This is a genomic window from Ruegeria sp. CG4, from assembly GCF_056537185.1.
Genome location: NZ_JBQFRB010000004.1, coordinates 242,840 through 264,409 on the forward strand (window position 1 = coordinate 242,840; position 21,570 = coordinate 264,409).

General features: G+C 55.8%; 21 protein-coding genes and 1 pseudogene. 12 read left to right on the plus strand and 10 right to left on the minus strand.

Annotated elements, in window-relative coordinates; genetic code table 11:
- Window positions 1-67 precede the first annotated feature (67 nt).
- Window positions 68-178 (plus strand): annotated as a pseudogene (locus ACR0J2_RS13445) (IS6 family transposase); the annotation flags it as partial.
- Between the two features lie 386 nt (window positions 179-564).
- On the opposite strand, the gene ACR0J2_RS13450 reads toward ACR0J2_RS13445, so the two are convergent.
- The 5 genes from ACR0J2_RS13450 to ACR0J2_RS13470 are packed head-to-tail and all read right to left on the minus strand — an operon-like array spanning window position 565 to window position 5,392.
- On the minus strand, window positions 565-1,533 hold the full coding sequence (locus ACR0J2_RS13450; RefSeq protein ID WP_480812874.1) for a sugar phosphate isomerase/epimerase family protein: 969 nt from the start codon (window positions 1,531-1,533) through the stop codon (window positions 565-567).
- A complete protein-coding gene (locus ACR0J2_RS13455; protein WP_480812875.1) occupies window positions 1,530-2,378 on the minus strand; it encodes a hypothetical protein in 849 nt (282 codons plus the stop codon). The genes ACR0J2_RS13450 and ACR0J2_RS13455 overlap by 4 nt, the downstream gene beginning before the upstream one ends.
- Window positions 2,375-3,376 carry an Ldh family oxidoreductase gene (locus tag ACR0J2_RS13460; protein ID WP_480812876.1) on the minus strand — a complete coding sequence of 334 codons (1,002 nt, stop codon included), beginning with the start codon at window positions 3,374-3,376 and terminating at the stop codon, window positions 2,375-2,377. The genes ACR0J2_RS13455 and ACR0J2_RS13460 overlap by 4 nt, the downstream gene beginning before the upstream one ends.
- Window positions 3,373-4,401, minus strand: coding sequence for a sterol desaturase family protein (locus ACR0J2_RS13465; protein WP_480812877.1), 1,029 nt, complete (start codon window positions 4,399-4,401; stop codon window positions 3,373-3,375). The genes ACR0J2_RS13460 and ACR0J2_RS13465 overlap by 4 nt, the downstream gene beginning before the upstream one ends.
- On the minus strand, window positions 4,391-5,392 hold the full coding sequence (locus tag ACR0J2_RS13470) for a sterol desaturase family protein (protein WP_480812878.1): 1,002 nt from the start codon (window positions 5,390-5,392) through the stop codon (window positions 4,391-4,393). Before ACR0J2_RS13470 ends, ACR0J2_RS13465 begins: the two co-directional genes overlap by 11 nt.
- Before the next feature lie 97 nt (window positions 5,393-5,489).
- Between ACR0J2_RS13470 and ACR0J2_RS13475 the strand changes: the two genes are divergently transcribed.
- From ACR0J2_RS13475 to ACR0J2_RS13490, 4 genes are all read left to right on the plus strand, one after another.
- Entirely contained in the window at window positions 5,490-6,398 is a 909-nt protein-coding gene (locus tag ACR0J2_RS13475; RefSeq protein WP_480812879.1) for a LysR family transcriptional regulator, read from the plus strand.
- 725 nt (window positions 6,399-7,123) lie between these two features.
- Entirely contained in the window at window positions 7,124-7,252 is a 129-nt protein-coding gene (locus ACR0J2_RS13480; protein WP_480812880.1) for a hypothetical protein, read from the plus strand.
- Window positions 7,253-7,426: 174 nt separating this feature from the next.
- Window positions 7,427-7,678 carry a Na+/H+ antiporter NhaC family protein gene (locus tag ACR0J2_RS13485; protein ID WP_480812924.1) on the plus strand — a complete coding sequence of 84 codons (252 nt, stop codon included), beginning with the start codon at window positions 7,427-7,429 and terminating at the stop codon, window positions 7,676-7,678.
- 340 nt (window positions 7,679-8,018) lie between these two features.
- Complete coding sequence (locus tag ACR0J2_RS13490) at window positions 8,019-9,035, plus strand: GlxA family transcriptional regulator (RefSeq protein WP_480812881.1); 1,017 nt, start codon at window positions 8,019-8,021, stop codon at window positions 9,033-9,035.
- Between the two features lie 165 nt (window positions 9,036-9,200).
- On the opposite strand, the gene ACR0J2_RS13495 is transcribed toward ACR0J2_RS13490, so the two are convergent.
- Both ACR0J2_RS13495 and ACR0J2_RS13500 read right to left on the minus strand, forming a co-directional pair.
- Window positions 9,201-10,244, minus strand: a complete 1,044-nt coding sequence (locus ACR0J2_RS13495) for a PLP-dependent cysteine synthase family protein (protein WP_480812882.1) — start codon at window positions 10,242-10,244, stop codon at window positions 9,201-9,203.
- 87 nt (window positions 10,245-10,331) lie between these two features.
- Complete coding sequence (locus tag ACR0J2_RS13500) at window positions 10,332-11,042, minus strand: glutathione S-transferase family protein (RefSeq protein WP_480812883.1); 711 nt, start codon at window positions 11,040-11,042, stop codon at window positions 10,332-10,334.
- Between the two features lie 2 nt (window positions 11,043-11,044).
- Here ACR0J2_RS13500 and sigZ point away from each other — a divergent pair, with 2 nt between their 5' ends.
- On the plus strand, window positions 11,045-11,731 hold the full coding sequence (sigZ, locus tag ACR0J2_RS13505) for an RNA polymerase sigma factor SigZ (RefSeq protein WP_480812884.1): 687 nt from the start codon (window positions 11,045-11,047) through the stop codon (window positions 11,729-11,731).
- Between the two features lie 145 nt (window positions 11,732-11,876).
- On the opposite strand, the gene ACR0J2_RS13510 is transcribed toward sigZ, so the two are convergent.
- The 3 genes from ACR0J2_RS13510 to ACR0J2_RS13520 are packed head-to-tail and all read right to left on the minus strand — an operon-like array spanning window position 11,877 to window position 14,873.
- Window positions 11,877-12,884 carry an ABC transporter substrate-binding protein gene (locus ACR0J2_RS13510; protein WP_480812885.1) on the minus strand — a complete coding sequence of 336 codons (1,008 nt, stop codon included), beginning with the start codon at window positions 12,882-12,884 and terminating at the stop codon, window positions 11,877-11,879.
- Window positions 12,863-14,212, minus strand: coding sequence for a sensor histidine kinase (locus tag ACR0J2_RS13515; RefSeq protein WP_480812925.1), 1,350 nt, complete (start codon window positions 14,210-14,212; stop codon window positions 12,863-12,865). Before ACR0J2_RS13515 ends, ACR0J2_RS13510 begins: the two co-directional genes overlap by 22 nt.
- Window positions 14,205-14,873 (minus strand): response regulator transcription factor, encoded by a 669-nt coding sequence (locus ACR0J2_RS13520; protein WP_480812886.1) that lies wholly within the window; start codon window positions 14,871-14,873, stop codon window positions 14,205-14,207. The genes ACR0J2_RS13515 and ACR0J2_RS13520 overlap by 8 nt, the downstream gene beginning before the upstream one ends.
- 108 nt (window positions 14,874-14,981) lie before the next feature.
- On the opposite strand from ACR0J2_RS13520, the gene ACR0J2_RS13525 reads away from it, so the two are divergent.
- The 6 genes from ACR0J2_RS13525 to ACR0J2_RS13550 all read left to right on the plus strand — a co-directional run bounded on the left by ACR0J2_RS13525 (window position 14,982) and on the right by ACR0J2_RS13550 (window position 21,569).
- Window positions 14,982-15,965, plus strand: a complete 984-nt coding sequence (locus ACR0J2_RS13525) for a tripartite tricarboxylate transporter substrate binding protein (RefSeq protein WP_480812887.1) — start codon at window positions 14,982-14,984, stop codon at window positions 15,963-15,965.
- Between the two features lie 76 nt (window positions 15,966-16,041).
- Entirely contained in the window at window positions 16,042-16,533 is a 492-nt protein-coding gene (locus ACR0J2_RS13530; RefSeq protein WP_170613886.1) for a tripartite tricarboxylate transporter TctB family protein, read from the plus strand.
- Window position 16,534: 1 nt separating this feature from the next.
- Window positions 16,535-18,058, plus strand: a complete 1,524-nt coding sequence (locus tag ACR0J2_RS13535) for a tripartite tricarboxylate transporter permease (protein ID WP_480812888.1) — start codon at window positions 16,535-16,537, stop codon at window positions 18,056-18,058.
- A 500-nt stretch (window positions 18,059-18,558) separates the two neighbouring features.
- Window positions 18,559-19,509: a tripartite tricarboxylate transporter substrate binding protein gene (locus ACR0J2_RS13540; RefSeq protein ID WP_170613888.1), complete on the plus strand. Its 951-nt coding sequence runs from the start codon at window positions 18,559-18,561 to the stop codon at window positions 19,507-19,509.
- Window positions 19,510-19,578: 69 nt separating this feature from the next.
- Window positions 19,579-20,064, plus strand: a complete 486-nt coding sequence (locus tag ACR0J2_RS13545; RefSeq protein ID WP_170613889.1) for a tripartite tricarboxylate transporter TctB family protein — start codon at window positions 19,579-19,581, stop codon at window positions 20,062-20,064.
- A 5-nt stretch (window positions 20,065-20,069) separates the two neighbouring features.
- The gene (locus ACR0J2_RS13550) at window positions 20,070-21,569 is read left to right on the plus strand and encodes a tripartite tricarboxylate transporter permease (protein ID WP_170808133.1); all 1,500 of its coding nucleotides are present in this window, start codon (window positions 20,070-20,072) and stop codon (window positions 21,567-21,569) included.
- The last annotated feature ends 1 nt before the right edge of the window (window position 21,570 follow it).

Consider the following 21,570-nt stretch of genomic DNA (forward strand, 5'->3'; position numbering starts at 1 on the left):
CTGCCATCTGGGTCTTGTCAGAAGAACTTTGCTTGAGCGGGGCAGGGCGGTTGCGTAGCTTTTGCCCATGATCAGGCCTGCCTCTTTTAAGTACTTCAAAACCAGTCCCGAGATCATCCGCCTTGCGGTGATGCTGAACATCCGGTTCCCGCTCTCGCTTCGGAATGTGAATGCTCTAAAAGATGACTAGGTGGATGCCCTTACCCAGTTCGCTGAATATATGCGTGGAAGCCAAGGAACATATCTCGATTCAGATCCTTACTCCGACCGCCGCCAAGGCAATTATCGACCCGAACGACCAAGAAGGGAAAATCGCATGCGGTTGTGACGCCGCGCGAGGGCGCTTTTGACCGAGCTGTGCGTGGGTATGAAATCTTCGACCTCAAACGTCTGCGATGAAGCGCAAAGCTGCCATTTTCGCTAATTGCAGCGAAGGTCTGCGCCGAGCCCAAAGTTCCGAATGCTGCGGCGTAAACGATAGTACGTAACATCTGCAAGCGGACCTTCAAATGATGTGTTTTTCATCCAAATCGAGACGTCTGGCGGTTCCGCTGGCCCATAGAGTCAACAGATTTCCCGGATATCCCAGTCTCCGCTTGTGCCGAGCTTTCTCAGAACCCGCCGAAAGCCTTCATGCCCCCGGTGCAGAGCTTGGTTTTCAAGATCAACGAGCATTTGCGGGCTGAATGCGGATTGCTGCAATATGACGTGCGCCGGGTTAAAGGGTGGATCGAGATAGGCAAATGCACCCTCTCCCAGGTTCACACCATTCAGCGCCTTGCGACCCTCTTGAATGGGTGCGCTGTAGGCCCAGACATTTTCATACGTGAACCGCCGCAACCCCTGATCCAGCAGGCGGCGGGTCAATTCAGTCAGGGGCAGGAAGCCGTCGCCCACCGGAACGCCCGCAACTGTAAGCTGGCCCGCATCTTCGGCCCGGATCATCACGTGATCCTTAAAATGGACGGAATAGACATGGGGCAACACCGCGTCGAGGGCGGCAATTGGGTCTTCCAGAACCATCTGTGAATTGCCGTAGTCATAGAGGATTTTCAGATTGGGGTGGTTCACCCGTTCAACGATCTCGGCCAGTTCCGGGCCGGTGAAATCTTCGTGGTTTTCCAGCACGATGATCACGTCCAGATCGTTTGCCTCTTGTGTGACTGCCGCCAGATCATCGCTCGTGTTTTGCATCATCTCCCGCACCGTGCCGTTGTGCCGGGTATATGTGCGCAAGGATGTTGCCCCCATGCGGTGCGCAACGTTCAGCATTTCAGACATGTGGGCGGGAGCGGTGTCTGAGGTGTCCACCTCCAGGCTCATCCCGTGGGTCGTCAGATAGGTGCGCAGGCGATCCATAGGTTCAATCTCACGTCCGCCCAGATGACGGTAGTTCGCATCATTCAGCGACAGACTGATGCCCTGAAACCCCATCGACCTTGCCAGTTCGGCAAAGGCGATAACGTCAAAGCCCGGTTTGTGCACGAAGTGATGCCAGAGGCTGAAGCTGTGGATTGTGGTCTCAACGATCATGCCGATTGCCCCATATAGCTCAGTTCCTCGCCAAGCGCACGGCGGTAGCGGGCACAGATTTCGGCATCTTCCAGAACTTCCGCTCGCCATGCGCAGTATCCGGCGAAACGCCAAGCATAAGCGGGCCGCAGCAAGGCGTATCGCGCTTCAAGGTCGGGGCGCGCGAGGGCATCCCAAAAGTCACGGACCTGTGCGTCGGTCAAGGGCGCACGTTCGCCGAGGATTTGGAATGCGGGCGACAGAAAGCTGTAGATGTCTTCGCAGATATCGCCAATGGCCGGGCATTGCCAATCAATGAGGCGCAAGTTTGACCCGGCGCCCACAAGGTTCACCCCGATATCCGTATGGATCAGGGAGAGCTTTTGAGGTGGTGGCACCTTGGCCTGTGGTGGTGGGATGACAACTGGCGGCGATGTGCAACGGGCGAACAGGGCGTCTCCTTCGGCAATGATGTCCGGGATCGTCAACGACACGCTCCGGAATCCTGTCGGATCAGCAGCCTCCTTGCGTAAAAGCAGTTGCGCGACGCTTGCCATATCGCCGTCCCACATCTCACCCTCAACGAAGTCGTAGACAAGCAGCGATGCGTCCGGCCAGAACCCGACCAGATCTGGGGCAACCTCCAGCCCAGCAAGGCGGCGCAGGGCCACCGCTTCATCTTCAGGAAGGTTCGGAAAGAGTGTGCCGGTCATGGGCTTGGCAAACTCCTTGGCAACCAGACACCCATCCGGGGTATCAACACGCCAGACGCTGTTCAGATAGCCGCCTTTGAGTTTGCGAAACGCTGATCCGTTGTCCGCCAGTCCTTGCTTGGCAAGGAAGTCCCGCAACTCCACCTCGGTCATGCGAACCCTTTCAGCGTTTCATAAAGCTCTGACTCAATCGGTATGCCCTGTTCTGCGAGTTGCCGCTTGTTCGCCTCGCGCCGCGCGTTTGGCAGGCGAGCGCCGTCTTGTTCGGTGATCGAAGTGACAAGTTTGGTGATCGTCTGATCGAAACCGCCGCCAGACAGTTTACCCGGATCAAAAGCCACAAAGAACTGACCGTTGTCGATGGGTGTGCCGTCATCATCAGTGAAAGACCCCTGATCTGGCCCCAATTTGCCCCCAGCGAGTGCGGCGCACAGAACCTCGACCAATAGGCCGATGGCGAACCCTTTGACCCCGCCCGCAGGGGCCATAGACCCGGCAAGCCCGGCCGCTGCATCGGTTGTGGGTTGGCCGTCGGCATCGAGCGCCCAGCCCAGCGGGATCTGCTCACGGGCTTCGGCTGCGCGTTTCACCGCTGTCCAGGCGACCTGTGTTGCCGATTGATCAACCAGAAAGGCTATCCCGCCATTTGGAGCAGGCACTGCATAGGAAATGGGGTTGGTGCCGATGATCGGGGTTTTGCCACCTACCGGTGCCAGATTGGGCACGGCATTTGTCGCACCAATCGCCAGCAGGCCAGCGCGCGCCAGATACCCTGTGTGACACCCCAGCGTCGCGGCGTTGTAGGAGTTATAGACGCCCATCGCCGCAACTCCGTTTGCCTTGGCCGCCGGGATCAGATGTTTGAACCCGGCCTCAATCGCCGGATGGGCGAACCCGTGCTGCGCGTCCACGCGAAAGCTGGTGTCGGACAGCGCCTCGATCTGCGGGATCGCCTTGCCATCTACCTTGCCGCTGCGCAGATGGGCACAGTAGTATTGCAGCCAGTAGAACCCGTGGCCCTCAAGACCGGAGAGTTCGGTATCCAGAATAGCTTCTGTGAAATATTCGGCATTCTCAGGCGCGGTGCCGCTGCCGGTCAACGCATTCCAGATCAACGCACGGGCGTCTTGGGGGGAGAGTAAAACGCTCATTTCGCGTGCATCCTTCTTTTGCGGTCACGGATGACAGCCGTCATCTCTTCGGTTCCATCGTGGTACGTGCCGAACCATTTATCGAGCGGGAATTCCGGGCTGCCATAGTTGCATTCATAGTAGCGGTGATGAAGCTGATGAAAGAACCCGCCAATCAAAATGCGCGCCTTGTTCTTGGCAAACACAGCCTCATATCCCGAATGGCCGGTCGGTGCCCCCAACAACTGCCAGTGCAACAGGAACATCATGTGTACGGGATGGGCGGGCAGCACAAAAAAGACGAACAGACTGCTGAAGTAGAACAGGTGTTCAACCGGGTGCATCGACAAGCCGGACCAGGGGCCAACGTTGACATTCCGGTGGTGCACCGAATGCACATGCCGGTACAGCGGCGGCCAGTGGATCAGGCGATGGATCAGGTAAAAGTGAAGACCTTGCAGCACTGTCAGCACCGGAAAGAGCAAGACAAACCAAACCGGGTTTTCGGAAAAGGTAACTGGCGTCGTCCAGCCGGTGGCGTAGGCCCAACGTATGGCGATCTCAAAACCAGATGCAATCGGCACACCATAGACCAGCGTGTGAAACATGTTGTCCCATGTCTGGTATCCAAAGAGGAACAGCGCGTTCTTGCGACCGGTGATCGGGCGGGCATCAAAACGCATGACATTGCCCTGCCCATCAATGCCGTAGAACCAGATATGCAGCCCGCCAACCACCAAGAGCACAGCAACCATATTCCGCAGCAAGACCAGCGTGGCCCAATCCCAAGACAATGCCGCCTCAGCTGGCCCAAAGGGCATCAGCCAGAACGCGATGACAATGCTGTAGACCAGAAACAGCGCCCGATCAGAGGCCTGCAGGAAATTCTCAAACAACCAGCGTAGCACGGCCCATGGCCTGGGCGGCCAATGCCAATAGGGCATCGGTGCCAAGGGCAATTCTGGCGCGTGGTTCCAGACCGTGGGTCTGTGGTGTGGGGCGGACATGGATTTGGGCCTGTTCTGTGAGGTGTCGCTACTGGGCATGCATCCGTTTCTTGGTTTCGCGCACACGGTCCGTCGCCTCTGGGCTGCCATCGTGATAGCTGCCGAACCAATTGTCCCAGGGCATTTCCGGGTTGCCGTAATTGCATTCAAAATACCGGTGATGCAGCTGGTGGTGGAACGACCCGATCTTCAGATGGGCCTTGTCCCCCAGCACAAGATTTTCAAACCCGGCATGAGAGGTCGCCGTCGCCAGCGCCAGCCAATATCCCATAAAGATGAAGTGGATCGGATGCGCGGGCACCACCAGAAAGATCAGGAGCAGCCCCATATAGCCGATATGTTCGATCGGGTGCATCGAAAAGCCGGACCAAGGCGCGATGGACACGCTGCGGTGATGCACTGAATGTACGCGCTTGTAGATCCACGGGATGTGCAGCGCGCGGTGCAGCCAATAGAAGTGGAAGGACTGAGAGACAGGCATCAGCAGGAACAGGGCAAAGAACCAGATCGGGTTGCTTTCGATCGTGATCATCGGGGCCCAGCCATTGGCGTATCCCATCCAGACAATCACATCATAGAACGTCCAGAACGTTACGCCAGACAGCAGCGTGTAGGTGACATTATCCCAATATTGATCGTTCCACAGGAAGATGCGCGCGTTCTTGGCCAGTCCGCGCCGGTCGAACTTGTAGTCGTCGTCCTGTTTCTTCCACCCGTACAGCCAGAGGTGCAGCCCTTGGGCAAAAATGATCATCAGGATCAGGTTGCGCGCCCAAAGCTGGAACACCCACCCCCAGCTCAGCGTTTGCATCTGCTCCAGTGGCGGCACCAGCCAAGCCCATGTAGCCCATGCCATCAGCGCATAGATCAGGTACTCGGTCATCGGCAGCCAGTTGGTCGCAAACCAGCGCAGCGTTGCCACAGGCTGCGGCGGCCAGGAAAACAGCGGTGTGACAGCAACCGGCAGGTCCGGGTGCCAATTCCATTCCTTGCTTGAACCCGCTTTCAGGTGCTCATCAGTTGTGGACATGCGTGATCCTCCCATCGGCTCTACAAGACTATACTTCATGTTTTCCGCAGAAATAGAAAACGCTAGTATTTGTCTGCCAAATACATAACCTCAAGGAATGAAATCATATCGCAAATCCCTGCCGCCGCTTGACAGCCTGCTGTTTTTCAACGCAGTCGCGAACAATCGCAGCCTGAACAGTGCCGCAGAAGAGCTGTTTGTGACACAGGCCGCCGTCAGCAAACGCATACAACGGTTCGAAGACTGGCTTGGAACACCACTTTTTTCACGCGACGGGCGTGCCTTGCAGATCACCGAAGCAGGCACCAGTCTGGCAGCGGATGTCGAAATTGCGCTCGATTTCCTTGAACGCGCCATCGACAAGGTCAAAGCCCCGGAGCAACCCGTGGTACGCATTGCTGCGAATGCGGCAGTCTCGATGTTTTGGCTTTACGATCAACTCAAAGAATTCTCGCTCAGCGATGTGTCTTGCAATGTCAGCGTTTCAACAACCGACAGCACCGTCGAGCTTTTGTCGGATGCCCATGACCTCGCGATCGTCTATTGCGACGGAAAGGTGCCGGGTTGGGACGCCATAAATCTCTTGAGCGGCGAACTCGTACCTGCAGCAACACCAGATATTGCCGCGATTGCAGAAGCAACGGCGATGTTTGATGGCGCCGCGCCCAAGGGCGGCGAGCCCGCCCTTCTGGAATACGCGAATCTCACGCCGGATTGGATCAACTGGCAGATTTGGCTCAGGCAAACGGGTTTTGCCGACATATCCGCATGGTCAACAATCCCGTGCAACAGCTACGTTCATTCGGTCGGCAAGGCGCTCAAGGGCGAAGGCATCGTTCTGGCAAATTCGGACTTGCTTGAAACTGAATTTCAGTCCGGCAAGCTTGTCAGAATTGGTGAAGTTGGCCTGACCCCCAAGAAATCCTATTTCTTGTGCCACAAGGAAAATGTCCCTCTCTCGCAATCCACGAAGACGCTCCGAGATTTTTTGACCAATGACACATAAGCAACCCGTAGCGACCCTTCATCCTTGATAGCCGGATGGCCGAAAAGTCCGCAAAAGGGTCATTCTCGGTGCAGTGCATTAATGACGACTCTGCGGACAAACTTGCCGTTCGTTTCCTGAGCCACGAGGCCCGCTTTAGAATGAATACGGCCCCTCGGCAGCGTCTAGCGAAACAACGCTCCATATACCGCTCTTTCCGGTCTCAAGAACGGCACTTCCCCGGGGCATTCAGTCTCTTACCGGCAACCATAACAGTTTCGATATGTTGGCTATATTGGCAGACCTAAGGAGCCTCACAATGATGGCGGAACTGAGCCTCCCGGAACAGATTTCCAGTTCGTTGAGTGCAATCTTAGCCAGGACCGGAATCAAACCACTCACACCTGTTTCCGCAGTTATCTGTCTTTGAATATTGGTTGAGTTGTCTTGGACGGTTTGCGATTGGTGCCATATTAGTATTCGAAACCAAGGGTGGGCCAACTTCCGCGTGTTGGAAACGCCACTGCGGCGCTGGGTCATGCGGAAATTGGCAGATTAGGACGTTGCTTGAAGATCTGTATTTCGGCAGTGAAGCTCAAAGCGCTCAAATGAATCCTGTCGCTTCCTCGGACATAACCCACAGTTTTGTCATGACTGCCTTTTCATTAGCGTAGGAATGCATCATGCCTGCGCAAGTGCCCCAACGAACTCCAATATTCCGGTAGGACCATATAGCGCTCGCGCTCGTGATCTATTTTGTCGTCGGCTTCACTCTGATCGATACGTCTCAGGTTTCGTTAGAGCTTATTCACGCAATCACGACCGCGCTGGATGATGCGTTCCGGCTGTTCTGGTCATTATACTGGCCGTCATGAAACAACCTCCAATCTCGTCGCTGTTTGCTGGACTGTTGCGGGCGGCTCCATGGCCATTTTTTTCAGGCGGCCGGACTGCTTGAAGCGTTCACTTTCGGCAAGAACGGCTATTTTATCAATGCCGGGTTTCCTGAGATTGATCTCGTTTTGAACCGCAGCGGCATTCAGTCGATGATGTGGGCAATCTCATTGGTGCTGGTGGCCCTGGGTTTCGGCAGAGCGCTTGAACGCGTGAGTTGCCTTAAAGCCATCATCAAAGTGGTCCTTTCAAAGGAAAAGACCTTCGCCGGTGTTCCGACCTCGGCGGTCCTGAGATCCGTTGCCACCAATACCGTTACGGGTGATCCATATTTGTCAATCGCACTGCCGGGGCGAATGTATGCGCCGGTCTGTCGCGCCATGGGCTGTTCCCCGTTGAACTTGTAACGTGGCCTTGAGAAAGGTGGACATTGGTTTCTCCGCTGATCCCTTTGAATGCGGGCGGTGCGTTCGTTAGCGCGGCGCTTGGCTTGGGTATCGCAGACGGCAATTTCGTAAACCTGCTGTATATTCCGCTCGCATTTGCTTGCTTGCTGGCCGTCGCCAGTCATTGGTATCATTTACGCCATGACGGGCTCTTCTCACCCAGAGCGAGCAACTATGGGATACGGTCCAGGGAGGAAGGCGGTTAACCTGTTGCGCAGATGAGCACCTGACCGTCCTGCACCAAAGCTCAATGGGTGTTGGTGCCCTTCATCCGTCCTGATCCAAGCTGGGAGCAGCCAAAATGAACCCAAGAAACTTTGTCCCAAAGGGTGCCGCCAGCTATCGTATAGAGTATGATGGGTCGGCCAGGGAAATCTATTTCCTGTTGCTGCCAAAGCTGACCATGCTGGCCTTTAGCGCTGCGGTGGAACCCCTGAGGATCGCCAATCAGGTTACAAACAAGGAACTGTATAGGTGGTTTCTGATCACGGAGGACGGAAGGCCGGTTTCTTGTTCGAACGGGATAGAGATTACGCCGGATTCTGCCTTGCATAATCTACCGAGATCCTCGCGACTGCTTGTGTGTTCGGGAATTGAACCGGCGGAAAGTACGAACCCGAAAGTCCTGTCGTGGATCAGGCGTCAGAGAACCTTTGGGTGTAATTTGGGTGGTATTTGCACAGGAGCTTTTGCCCTTGCAAAGGCCGGAGTTCTCACAGGCAGACGGTTCACATTGCATTGGGAGAACCATCCTGCATTTGCCGAACATTTTAATGATTTGGAACCGTCGGCAAACCTGTACGAGATCGACGATGAGCTTATGACATGCGGTGGTGGGCATGCCGCCACCGACATGATGCTGGACATGATCGAATCTGATTTTGGAAACGAACTGGCGGTCATCGTGTCGGACATGTGCATCCACTTTCGCTCCAACAATAGTAAAACGCTTCAGAAATCAGCTTTCTCGGTGGCGTTGGGCAGTCGCAACCAGCACCTGATCAACGCCATGCAGATCATGCAGGCAAACCTGGAAGATCCGTTGGATATCTCTGAAATAGCCGAAGCTGTGCAGATATCTCGTCGCCAGCTTGAGCGTCTTTTCCAAAAATATGTCGAAACTTCACCTGTACAGTTTTACATCGAACTGCGCGTCTCGCGGGCTTACGCATTGCTCAGCGAAACTGAGATGACGGTTGCCGAAATCGCGGCCGCGACAGGTTTTGGCAGCGCGACACAGCTTACGGTGCGGTTCAAAAAACGCTACGGCGAGGCGCCAACGTCATTCAGAAGGGGGTGGTCGGACAGGCGTGCATGATTGGCGTCTGGCCGGGGTTTGAATTCTTGGCTTCTGGATTTTGACACAGATTCGGTACGGCCAGCCAGGGTCCGCTTTGGGTCCGCGCATTGAAACAACGGACGCATAGCCTTGGTTTACAGTGTTTAAAGTCGATCAGTGAGGCATTGTTGAACAGCCCCGGCCTCAGCTTGGTTCACCGGCCAGCTCCTGGGCGAAGGGCTGGACATCCCCGATATGTGCTTTGACCCAATCTGGATCGTAATACGTATCCAGATACCGATCTCCGCTGTCGCACAGCAGGGTGACGATCGAGCCGTTCCGGCCGGCGTCCATCATCTCGTTTGCAATCTGCAACGCACCCCAAAGGTTGGTTCCCGTCGACGCGCCGGCGCGTCGTCCGATCCGCTTTTCCAGCCAGAGCATCGTGGCGACACTTGCTGCGTCCGGCACTTTGATCATGCGGTCGATGATATCTGGTTGAAATGAGCGCTCGACTTTGGGTCGACCAACGCCCTCGATCCGGCTGGAGGTTTCAGACGTCAGGCTTCGGTCTCCCGTCAGGTAGCTTTCGTAGAACACAGAGTTCTCCGGGTCGACGACGGTCAGGGCGGTATCATACCCTTTATAGCGAATGAAACGACCAAGCGTGGCCGACGTCCCTCCGGTGCCTGCGCTCATCACCAGCATCGCAGGCACTGGATGAGGTTCACATTCCATCTGACGGTAGATGCTTTCCGCTATGTTGTTGTTGCCGCGCCAATCGGTGGCCCGTTCTGCATAAGTGAACTGATCCATGAAGTAGCCGCCAATGGAGTTGGCAAGTTCAACCGATGCGCCGTGCATTTCCGGTGCAGAGTCTACGAAATGCGTTTGGCCCCCAAAAAACTCGATCATTCTGATCTTGCTATGCGCGGTGCTTCTCGGGATTACAGCGATGAAGGGAACGCCGATCATACGCGCGAAGTAGGCCTCGGACACCGCCGTGCTGCCGGATGACGCCTCGACGATCGTTGTGCCTTCTTTGATTTTGCCGTTGCACAAGGCGTAGAGGAACAGGGATCGGGCCAGCCGATGTTTGAGACTGCCCGTCGGATGTGTGCTTTCGTCTTTCAGGTAGATATCCACGCCTTCCAGATGCGGAACCGGCAGTTTGAACAGGTGTGTATCCGCCGACCTGTGTGCATCTGCATTGATCTTTGCGATAGCGTCCTCGACCCAACTGTTCATTTCACCCTCATGTCCGCAGTTTCATCCTGTCCAATTATGCGTCTGCCCATTTGCAGATGGCAAATGGGCAGGATCCGACGCGTCATGTTATCCGCAGCACGCACCCGATTTGGTTTGTGTTGGTTCGCAAGGGACTTCGTTCGGATTGGCCCCACGTCCCAGCCAGGTCCGTTCGGCCAGATAGAAGTCAGAAAACTTCTGGTGAAAGTCTTCAGGCACAGAATTCGAAGGAACTCCGCTGGTCAAAAGCGCTTGCTGCCAGGCCTTTACTTTCGGGAAATCCGAGAGCATGTCGTAACCGCTGTGCTCCTCAACAATAGCCGCGCGATGCAGCAGAGGGAGCCAGGCGATATCCACGTTCCCAATCGTATCGCCCGAGAAATATTGTCCTTGACCCAACTGGCGCTCGGCCTTTTCGAAGGATTTTCTGAGTTTCGCCATGCGTTCGTCCAGAACCTCTTTGTTGGCGCTTTGCATCGTGCTGCATTGAACCAGATAGTGTTTGGTTGCCTGATAGCTCCAGGCCCGATTGGCCGCGCGCTGCTCGGGCGTCAAGTTCTCCTGTAGTGGTGGCGTGATTTCGTCGATGTATTCGATGATTGCATCGGATTCGAACAGCGACTGGCCGTTTTCGGTAATCAATGCAGGAACCTGGCCGGTGGGTGAGATATCGAGAAACCACGCGGGCTTGTTCTTCAGGTCAATGTACTCAATATCATAGGGAACCTGCTTCGCTTCGAGCATCGCGGTGACGCGCTGAACGAACGGGCAGATCTTGAAACTGACGATCTTGATCATGGGTGAAGTCCTTTCTGGTTGATCCGACCTGTAAGACGACCAGCGATGCAAAAAGACGAACCTATTGGGAAAAAACCTTCCAACAAGTTGATCTTGAGGGATATGTTTTGGCAGTGATGGGGTGGCCGCGAATGGCGCAAGCGAAACCAGATATCGAACGTGTTTGGTCAGAATACCGGGCCAGCCTGTTTGCATTCCTTCGCTCAAAAGTACCGAACGAAGAAGATGCAGAGGATCTGCTTCAAGTGATCCTGCTGAAAGCGCACCAGGGCATAAGCGGTCCAAATGAGGTCAAAAGCCTGAAATCGTGGCTGTTTCAGATTGCGAGCAACACGATCACTGACTTTTATCGAAGCAGAGGGCGGCACAAATCTGTTCATCCGGATGACCTTTGGTACGGCGATCTGGATGAAAATGACCAGCATGTGCTGGAGAATTGTGTTGCACCATTCATAGATGCTCTGCCGCCTGAAATGGGCGAGCTGCTGCGCAGGATAGACCTGCAAGGCGTATCGCAAAAAGATCAAGCGGCCGAACTCGGTGTTAGCTACTCAACATTGAAGTCCCAGGTGCAGGCCAGCCGTCGTCAACTGCGCAAACTTTTCGAGAATTGCTGTGATTTCTCTCTGGATCAAAAGGGCAACATTGTTGGCTATGAACGCAAAGTGGGAAACTGTGGCCCGTGTTGAACCATCACCGCGAAGCGTCCTTGAAGAGGAATAAGTGCACGAAATGCTGCGCATCTTTCGAAGTCTGGCAGGAGCCCAAATAGATCAGACCCTTAAGATCGACCAATGTTCGGACACAGGAAAAACTGACCACCGCCAAGCGATCTTATTTGTGTATCAGCGCGTTTTCCCATTCCGAAAGAAACTTGTTTCGCTTCAGGGTATCCAGAAATGTCATCAAGGCTGGTTCAAGCGCAATAGTTGCGTGTTCCGTGCCGTTCTTTCTTTCCTGAAGCGGCGGCAGAGTACGCGCTCCGTCCATGGGGTTGGATTGATACTTCAGAACAAACTCGATGAACCGCCGGGCTGTTGCCGGTTCACCGGATGCCCTTGAAACCAACGCTGTCCGCATCATTGTTGTCGGGTAGTCAGAGGGCAGCACAATTTCAAGGATGTCCTGGCTTTCGGCACGCGCTTCGGCGTAGCTGCCAAGCACATTGTAGGCGACCGCAATTTTTCCGTTGGTAAGGTCGTCGATCATCTCGCCCGAACAACAATAAAGCCGGGCATCAAGCCCGCCCATCACTTCCATCAACCTCCAGAACGTTTCGGACGCCCGCGCGTCCTGCGTCGCAAAAAGATAGCCCAAACCGGACTGGCGGACGTCGTAGGTTCCAATGCGGCCTCTGAATATGTCTGGGTGCGCACGCAGCGTCTCGATCAGCTCCTGCCGGGATTGCGGGATTGGGAGCCCTTTGAAGGCGGCGCGGTTGATGACAATGGCCGCTGGTTCAGAGGTGAAGGCAAACAGGCTTTGCCGCCATTGCGCCCAGGCCGGATGTGAAAGGTCCTCCAGAGCTAGGGCGTAGCCATCGTTTGTGAGTTTCAACTGCAAATCCATGGCGCTGGAAATGGCAATATCGAAAGCCCGGGGTTCCTCACGAAAACGCCGGTCGATATCGGCTGTTCCGGTGACCAGGTATTCGATGGTCACGTCCGGATTGCTGGCGACGAAGGCTTCGATCAGTGGCGCAAACAGGTCCGTGTCAGTGCTTGAGATTATACGCAGGGACGTGGTCGCCTGGGTTTCGTTGAAGATCTGCCGATCTTCCCAGTCCTGCGCCCATCCGACTTGGCACAGCCAGATCAAACCTAAAGCGATAAGGTTACGCACGCGCCACCCTCCGGTCGGTTTTTCAGAATTAGCTGGCCGCCATGGACCGATGCGACATCCCGTGCGATCGTCAGTCCTAGTCCTGAGCCGATAGTATTCGAGGCATTTGCCCCACGCTGAAAACGCGTGGTCAGAGTTTCGATTTCATGAGATGGAAAACCGGGCCCGTGGTCGCACACCGTGATCCGAGGGGTCGGTTTGCTCGAAACCGTGATCTCGATCTCACTTTCGACAGGTCCGTATTTCATTGCATTGTCAATTAAGTTTCGCACAGCGCTTTGGATCAAAATCGCGTCCCCGGCATAACGAACGTGCGCGTCCCCTACCAAAGAAAGAGAAAGATCTTTCATTTCCACGATGGGCGTCAGGCGCAAAACCAGATCGCGCACAAGTTCGACAAGGTCGATCTCGAGCCGTTCCAGATGATCGGCCCGGAATGTGATCATCGCATGATCCAGAAGCTGACCTGCCGCACGAGAACTTTCGTCGATGGCCTTCACCATCGACCGCATGGCTTCGCGATTTTCCTCTTTTTCAACACGCTGCAAAGTGGCTTCCGCGTAGGAACGGACGGTTGCAAGTGGCGTGCGGACTCGGTGCGCAGCCTCTGCGATGAAGTCCTCGGACTGGCTTAGGGACTGGTCCAGCCGCCCCATCAGCGAGTTGAGCGACTTGACCAGTGGTGCCATTTCCCGTGGCACTGGTTTGGCGAACGGGCTCAGGTCCTGCGGCCCCCGTCGCGCGACGGATGTCGTCAGCTTGCCAAGCTGGCCAATTGTGGTCGACGTCGCCCAAAATGAAAGTCCAGCGGCCAGCCCAAAAAAGCCGATACCGAGAAGGGCAGCATTTCGTGAAATCTGGTCGAGTGTTTCGGAAAGAGCGTCTTGCGTTTGAGCAAGGACAATCTGGATTTCTGTTCGTCGGTTCGCCCCGATCAAGGTGCGGCTTGCGCTGATTTTCCGGACGTCTGAACCGCGAATTTTGTCGGATTGAAATGTCTGGTCATCGGCAAATGTCAGGTCCTCGTAGCCCGACAAGAATTGGCCGTCCTGCAGGATTGCATAAAACACGCGGTCGTCGGCCGGGGTGCTGAGCATCGAAAACGCCGAGTAGGGTAGATCAAGCTCGACCGTGCCATCCCGAATTGTGGCGGCGTCCAGCATCGACGTGACCGAAGCGTCAAGGATGTTGTCCTGACCCTGTTGCGCCACCTGCACCGCAAAGTTTCGGACGGCGAAAAACAAGACCAGTGCGAGAACCGCAGCGCCTCCGATCAGGGTCAGCACTAACCGATTTCTGAGCGATCCTGATACCGCAACGCTACCCATCTTGGTCCAATCGATAGCCAAGGCCACGCAATGTCGTGATCCTCAACTTCGAGGCTGACAAATGTTTGCGAAGGCGTCCAATGTAAACCTCGATCGCGTTTTCCGAAACGTCCTCATCGTAGGAAAACAACCGATCGGACAGCTTGTTCTTGGAAAAGATCTGGCCGGGTGCGTTGAGAAACAGTTCAAGAAGGCGCAGTTCGCGATTGCGCATTGTAACGGCCTCACCCCCGACAGTCAGGTGGCCTGCGACCGGGTCGAAAACGACGCCACCGATCTCGATCTTGGTTCTTACATTGCCGGACCTGCGACGCAGGACGGCGCGGATACGGGCCTCCAGTTCGGCGTGATCAAAGGGTTTGGTGACATAATCATCAGCGCCCAGATCAAGCGAACCGATTCGATCCGACACCTGGCTTCGGGCGGTCAGGACGATCACCGGAGTGTCCAAATCACTGGCGCGATGCTTCTCAAGGAACGTGCGGCCATCGCCATCCGGCAACATGATGTCGAGCAGGATAAGATCGTATTCCCCGGTCGCAACAAAGGCCGAGGCGTCTTCAAGTTTCTCTGCATGATCAATGACATGACCATCTATTCGCATGCGTGATGCGATGGCATTGGCAAGGTCAAGATTGTCTTCGACAAGAAGGAACTTCATTGCGCTCTGGAACGATTTTTTCTGCGTGACAGGTCTGTGTCAGGTTGGTGTGCATTCTCCCACATCAACTGATCCGTAGTGCGGACGGTTGTCAATTGGGAGGACATTATGTCGAATTTCGAACTGGGCCGTCGGGCCCTTCTTGCGGCTGTTGCGGCGTTTGGTCTTGTCGGCTCGGCGACTGCTGATGGTCACCAGGTTGTGGACAGCATCCACTTTCTGATCCCCGGCGGAGCCGGCGGCGGCTGGGATGGCACGGCGCGCGGAACTGGCGAAGCGCTGACCAAGTCGGGTCTTGTTGGAACCGCCAGCTACGAGAACATGTCAGGTGGCGGTGGTGGCAAAGCCATCGGTTATCTGATCGAAAACGCGGCCAGCAATCACGGCACGCTGATGGTGAACTCAACGCCCATCGTGATCCGTTCATTGACCGGTGTCTTCCCGCAAAGCTTCCGCGATCTGACACTGGTTGCCGGAACTATCGGTGACTACGCGGCGCTGGTTGTTCCTGCGGACAGCGACATTCAAGACGTCAATGGCTTGATTGAGGCGTTCAATGCCGATCCCGCGGGTGTTGCCGTAGGTGGTGGTTCGGTCCCGGGCGGGATGGATCATCTGGTTGCCGCAATGGTGTTCCAGGCGGCGGGCGCCGACCCGGTCGCGATGAAGTATGTCCCATATGACGGCGGCGGTGCCACGATGGCGGGTCTGCTGTCTGGCGAAGTACAGGCGGTTTCTACCGGCTTTTCCGAAGCCGTGGAACTGGCCAAGGCCGGAGAGGTCCGTATCATCGGAGTGACGTCCTCGGATCGCGTGGACGCGTACCCGGATGCACCGACCATGGTCGAGCAAGGCAACGACACAACGTTTGTCAACTGGCGTGGGTTCTTCGCGGCACCGGGTCTGCCCGCCGAACAGTTGGCGGCCTATCAGGAGGCCATCGCCAAAATGTATGACACGGCTGAATGGGAAGAAGTTCGTTCGCGCAACGGTTGGGTGAACATTCACAACCCTGGCGACGATTTCCAGACCTTCCTGGAAAATCAAGAGAAGGTTATCGGCGATCTAATGCGGCAGCTTGGCTTCCTCTGATCACGCTAATTCGCTTCCAAACACAAATGCGCCCGGGATTGCCCGGGCGTGGTACCGATAAACGAGGGAGAGGTCGATGGTGATTGATCGCTGGATAGCGCTTGTCATCCTGATGCTATGTCTTGCCTATGGCTACGCGGCTTATTTCACAATGGACGATCTGTTGCCGCCGATCATGAAACAGCGGCCGCTCTGGCCGTCGACTTTTCCCAAGGTTCTTGCCGCAGGTGGAATATTGCTGTCACTGGCTATTCTGCTCGGCTTCGAGAAAGCCCCGGCGAAAGAGGAAGCCGCGGATATCAACCTGTCCCGATTGGGCGAGTACAAAGTTGGGCAAGCGCTGTCTCTGTTAGGCCTCATGGTTGCATATGCTTTTTTGCTCCGCCCGCTTGGGTTCCTGGCGGCCACGTTCCTGTTTCTTACTTGCGGTAACTTCATTTTGGGGGAACGCCGCTATGTCCTGATGGCTGTGGTAGCGGCCATCGCGGCAGGCAGTATCTGGTATCTGGTTGATGTGGTCCTGGGCATTTTCCTCAGCCCGATGCCATCACTTCTGAACGGAGTTTGAGATGCTCGAAGGATTAATGACGGGCCTTTCAACGGCTTTTACATTCACCAACATTCTAATGGTTGTCGGCGGTTGCCTGATCGGAACATTCATCGGCATGTTGCCGGGCCTGGGCCCGATGTCGATCATCGCAATCATGATCCCGGTCGCAATCACCATCGGTGATCCCTCGGCGGCACTGATCCTGCTGGCCGGTGTCTATTATGGCGCGGTATTCGGGGGCTCGACCTCATCGATACTGATCAATGCGCCCGGGGTTGCCTCAACCGTGGCCACGAGCTTTGACGGCTACCCCATGACGCGCCAGGGCAAAGCTGGCAAAGCGTTAACGGTCGCCGCAATTTCAAGCTTTGCGGGTGGTACGATTGGCGCGGTCCTGTTGATGATCTTCGCCCCTGCGCTGGCTTCAGTCGCGCTTCTGTTCCACTCATCCGAATACTTCGCCCTGATGGTTGTGGGGCTTTCGGCCATCGCGGCTTTTGCCGGAACCGGGCAGGTCAGCAAGGCGCTGTTGATGACGTTTCTCGGCCTGATCATGGCCACTGTCGGAGAGGGCGTCTTGTTCAATTCGCCGCGTTTCACGATGGGCATCATGGATTTGCAGTCGGGCTTTGGCTTCATAACTCTGGCCATGGCGATGTTCGCGTTGCCCGAGGCGATCTATCTGGTGCTTGATCCGAACCGATCCAAGACGGGTGATGGCGAAAAGGCCGGCGAGATCAAGGACCTTAGGATCACACGCGACGAGGCGCGCAGGATTACCCCGGTCATCGGACGTCAATCCCTTCAGGGGTTCTTCATCGGAGTGCTGCCCGGGGCCGGGGCGACGATCGCCTCTTTCCTCGGTTACGCCGTCGAGCGCAATATCGCGTCCAAAGAAGAGCAGGAGCAATTTGGCAAAGGTTCCGTCAAGGGGATCGCCGCACCCGAAAGTGCCAACAACGCCGCGTGTACGGGGTCGTTTGTTCCGCTCCTGACGCTCGGCATTCCCGGGTCTGGTACGACGGCGATCCTTCTCGGTGCGTTGATTGCCCTGAACGTGTCGCCCGGTCCGCGCCTCATGGTTGACGAACCGCAGATCTTTTGGGCGGTCATTATCTCGATGTATCTGGGCAATCTGGTTCTGTTGATCCTGAACCTTCCGCTAATTCCCTACATCGCCAAGATTCTGGCCGTACCGCGCAACTTCCTTATACCGTTCATTCTGTTCTTCACCCTTATGGGTGCCTATATCGGGCAGAACAACGCGACCGAACTGCTTATTCTGGTCGGTTTTGGAGTTTGCGCCACGTTGCTGAGGTTTGCCGACTACCCGCTTGCGCCCCTGCTGATCGGGTTCATCCTTGGCCCGCTGCTGGAGAACAACTTCTCGCGCGCGATGCAACTGTATGACGGAGTAAGCTTTATCTGGGAACGTCCAATGACTTTGGGACTGCTGCTGCTGGCCGTCGTATTGGTCGTCCTTCCCAGCTATCGCCAGCGCCGAGCGCTTGCACGGGCAGAAGGCGTCGCCGATGGTGACTGATTGTTTTTGTCGATGAAGGTTCAAGAGACTGGATGAACAGACCGTTGTGCTTTCAGTTGCCAAACAGCGAAAGCTGATGTTCTTGGGGTTCGGTGAAAAGGTCGCAAAGTCCATATGTCAGTCCCTGAGGGGCTGCTGGCAAGCGTCCGCGTGTCCGAAGCGGCCATTCATTTTCACGCTTCAAACATTTGGAAAGCGCTGATGGCAGAAGTTTGCTGTGCGCGCGTTGCTGGCCTCACTTATACATAGACTTTCGCTCAATTCTTGCAAAAGCCTTTGGAATTGCTGCGCTGTTCAAAGCCAGCCTTGAGAACGGGTCGACCGCTCATCTGAATACATGAGCGAAGCAACTTTGCTGTTTCCCGTACCTGCGTTTTCAGGCACGCATCCCCAAGAAAAAAATTTGGTATACCAAATTCCAAATACCTGATACGAAATCCGGGCGAGATTGCGAATCGGATCTGAGGAGGCCCGGTTCGAGAACTTAGGAGGATCGAAAAATGATGAAGTTTCTTGCCACCGTTTCGGTTGCAGCCATGACCCTGACCGGGACCATCGCCGCCGCTGATGAGTACCCATCCAAAACCATCGAGGTCGTGACCCATGCCGGAAACGGTGGTGGTACGGACGTCACCACTCGCATGATGATGCTGCGTGCCCGTCGCGAATTGGGCACCGACATGGTTGTCGTAAACAAGAAAGGTGGCGGCGGTGCAGTCGCCATGGACCACTACCTGACCGTCCCGGCGGATGGTTACACGATCCTGACCTTCACCATCGGTCACGCGGCGACAGTTGCAAAAGGCAAGACCAAGATGTCTCTGGACGATATCCGCCCGATCGCCCGCGGTACCGATGACCCGCAGATCCTGATGGTACGTTGCGGTGCATATGAGGATGCCGAAGCCTTTGTTGCAGCTCAGAAAGAAGCACCAATCAGTTATGGCACCACCCACCTGGGCAACATTGACGACGTATCGGCGTTCATGTTCACCAAGAAAGGCGGCATGCAGACCCCGAAAATTGTTCCCTTCGAAGGCGGTGGTGAACTGGCGACCCAACTGGTTGCAGGTGCGGTTGACGCGGCTGTTCTGAACCTGGCCGAAGCCGGATCTCAGATCGACGCAGGCGACGTTTGCCCCATCGTTGTTTTGGCCAACGAGCGTATGGCAGGTCTGCCAGATGTGAAAACCGCCAAGGAGATGGGCATTGATGTCAGTTTCTCGACGGTTCGCGGATTTGTTGTTCACGCCGACACGCCCGATGATGTTGCTGTCAAGATCGAGGATTCCCTGCTGAAGTCCATGAACCATGGCGTATACCAAGGCTTCCTGGAATCCGTCGGGTTGGACAGCACTTCGGTCGTGGGTTCCGATGAGTGGGGCAACCAGATCACCACTATGGTCACCGATATGGAATCCGCTCTGAAAGAATTGGGCTTTATCGAGTAATCTTAAGCATTTAGCGCGGCAGGTCAGGTGCTTGCCGCGCTAACTTTTCCAGCGGACGGGTACAAACTGATGCAAAAGTCCAATGACAATACCGGACATGGTCCAAAGGGTGGTTTCGCGCAGTTTGCTGTCCCGCTGGGGATCTTGGTGTTTTGCGCCTGGGCCTTCTGGCTGTCGACGCAATTCGAGCGCGTTCCGCCGATCCTGAAACGCGGCATGCAGCCCTCTGATTTCCCTCAGTTGGTTATCGGCCTGATCGTTCTACTGTCAGTCTGGTTGCTTTTTAAGGACCGTGATGAGGCACCTGCCAGGCTCTCGCGACTTGTGCAGTCCACAATCGGGTTGCTGATCGGTTTCCTGCTGATCGCCGAGATTGATCTCTTTCTGGGGTTGGGCCTGTTTGCCGTGTCGCTCGCGGCGCTGTGGGGTGAGCGGCGTGTCTGGGCACTTGTACTGGTCGGCATCATCGCGCCGCTGGCGGTGTTCTTCCTATTCAACGGCATATTCGAGGTCCGCTTCCCGCGCGGGATCCTCACCAACCTCTGGTACGGGTAAAGACAATGGATGCTGCTCTGAACGGCCTTTTGGCTCTTGCTGATCCCAACCTGCTGGCGTTGATATTTGCAGCGACACTGGGCGGGGTGTTGGTCGGCGCTCTCCCGGGATTGAATGCGACAACAGGTGTTGCGCTGCTTCTTCCCTTTACGATCACGATGGAGCCCATTCCGGCCATTGCGATCCTGACGACAATTTATTGCGCGGCGACTTTTGCCGGAGCGATCACCGCGATTCTCATCAATACGCCCGGGACGTCGGCCAGTGCCACCACTTGCTTGGACGGCTATCCCTTGGCGCAAAGGGGAGAGGCAGGCCGCGCGCTGGGGATGGCCGCTGTCTCCTCGACCATCGGTGGAATTATCTCGGTCGTGTGCCTGATGGCCGCTGCACCCTTGATGGCGCGGGCTGCGTATAACTTTGCACCGCCTGAATACTTTGCGCTGACAGTTTTCGGTCTGTCGATGCTGGCAACAATTGGAGATGGATCGCCGGTCAAGAACATCCTGTCCGGCGCGTTTGGCGTGCTGATCGCAACTGTCGGCATCGATCTGCTGACCTCGATCGAGCGTTTCACCTTCGGCCTGAACGAGCTGAGCGAAGGTATCCCATTCGTACCCGTCATGATCGGTGTGTTCGGCATCTCAGAACTGCTGGTCCAGGCCGATAACCTGCATGTGGAGCGCAAGCGCGTCATCATGAAGGCCATCCGCTTGCCATCGCGCGAAGACTATTCGCGGGTTTGGAAAACCATTTTGCGGTCGTCCGGTATTGGCACGTTCATCGGCATTCTGCCAGCTGAAGGTGCGACAGTAGCCTCGATGATCGGCTATAACGAGGCCAAGCGCTGGTCGAAGAGGCCTGAAGAGTTTGGCAACGGCTCTCTTGAAGGTATCGCTGGGTCCGAGGCCGCAAACAACTCGGCCACGGGTGGGGCGATGGTTCCGACTCTTGCGCTGGGGATTCCAGGCAGCCCGACGGCTGCTGTGATCCTCGCCGGTCTGATGGTGCATGGCCTGCGACCCGGCCCGACGATGTTTACCGAACAGGCCGACTTTGCCTTCGCAATCTTCTGGTCGATGATGCTGGTGAACATCTTGTTCTTCTTCATCGGACTGTGGGGTGCCAAGATCTTTGCCCGCGTCACGCTGATCCCGATCCAGATCTTGTGGCCTTGTGTCTTCATCTTCTCGATCGTGGGTGCCTATGCGCTGGAACAATCCATGCTGGATGTCTGGATCGCCATCGGCTCGGGGATACTGGGCTTCTTCATGCGCCGTTACGGTTTTTCCGTGGTGCCCATGGCCATCGGCCTGATCCTGGGCGGTATGCTGGAGACACGCCTCGGTCAGTCGATGGTGATGCTGGACGAAAAATGGTGGCTCATGCTGACCCGTCCGCTGACGCTCTTCTTCTTTGTTCTTACGGTCCTGGCTCTGTTTGGCCCGCTGCTGTGGGGACGCCTTTTCAAACAACGCTCGCCGCTTAAGTCGACCGGAGAATAAC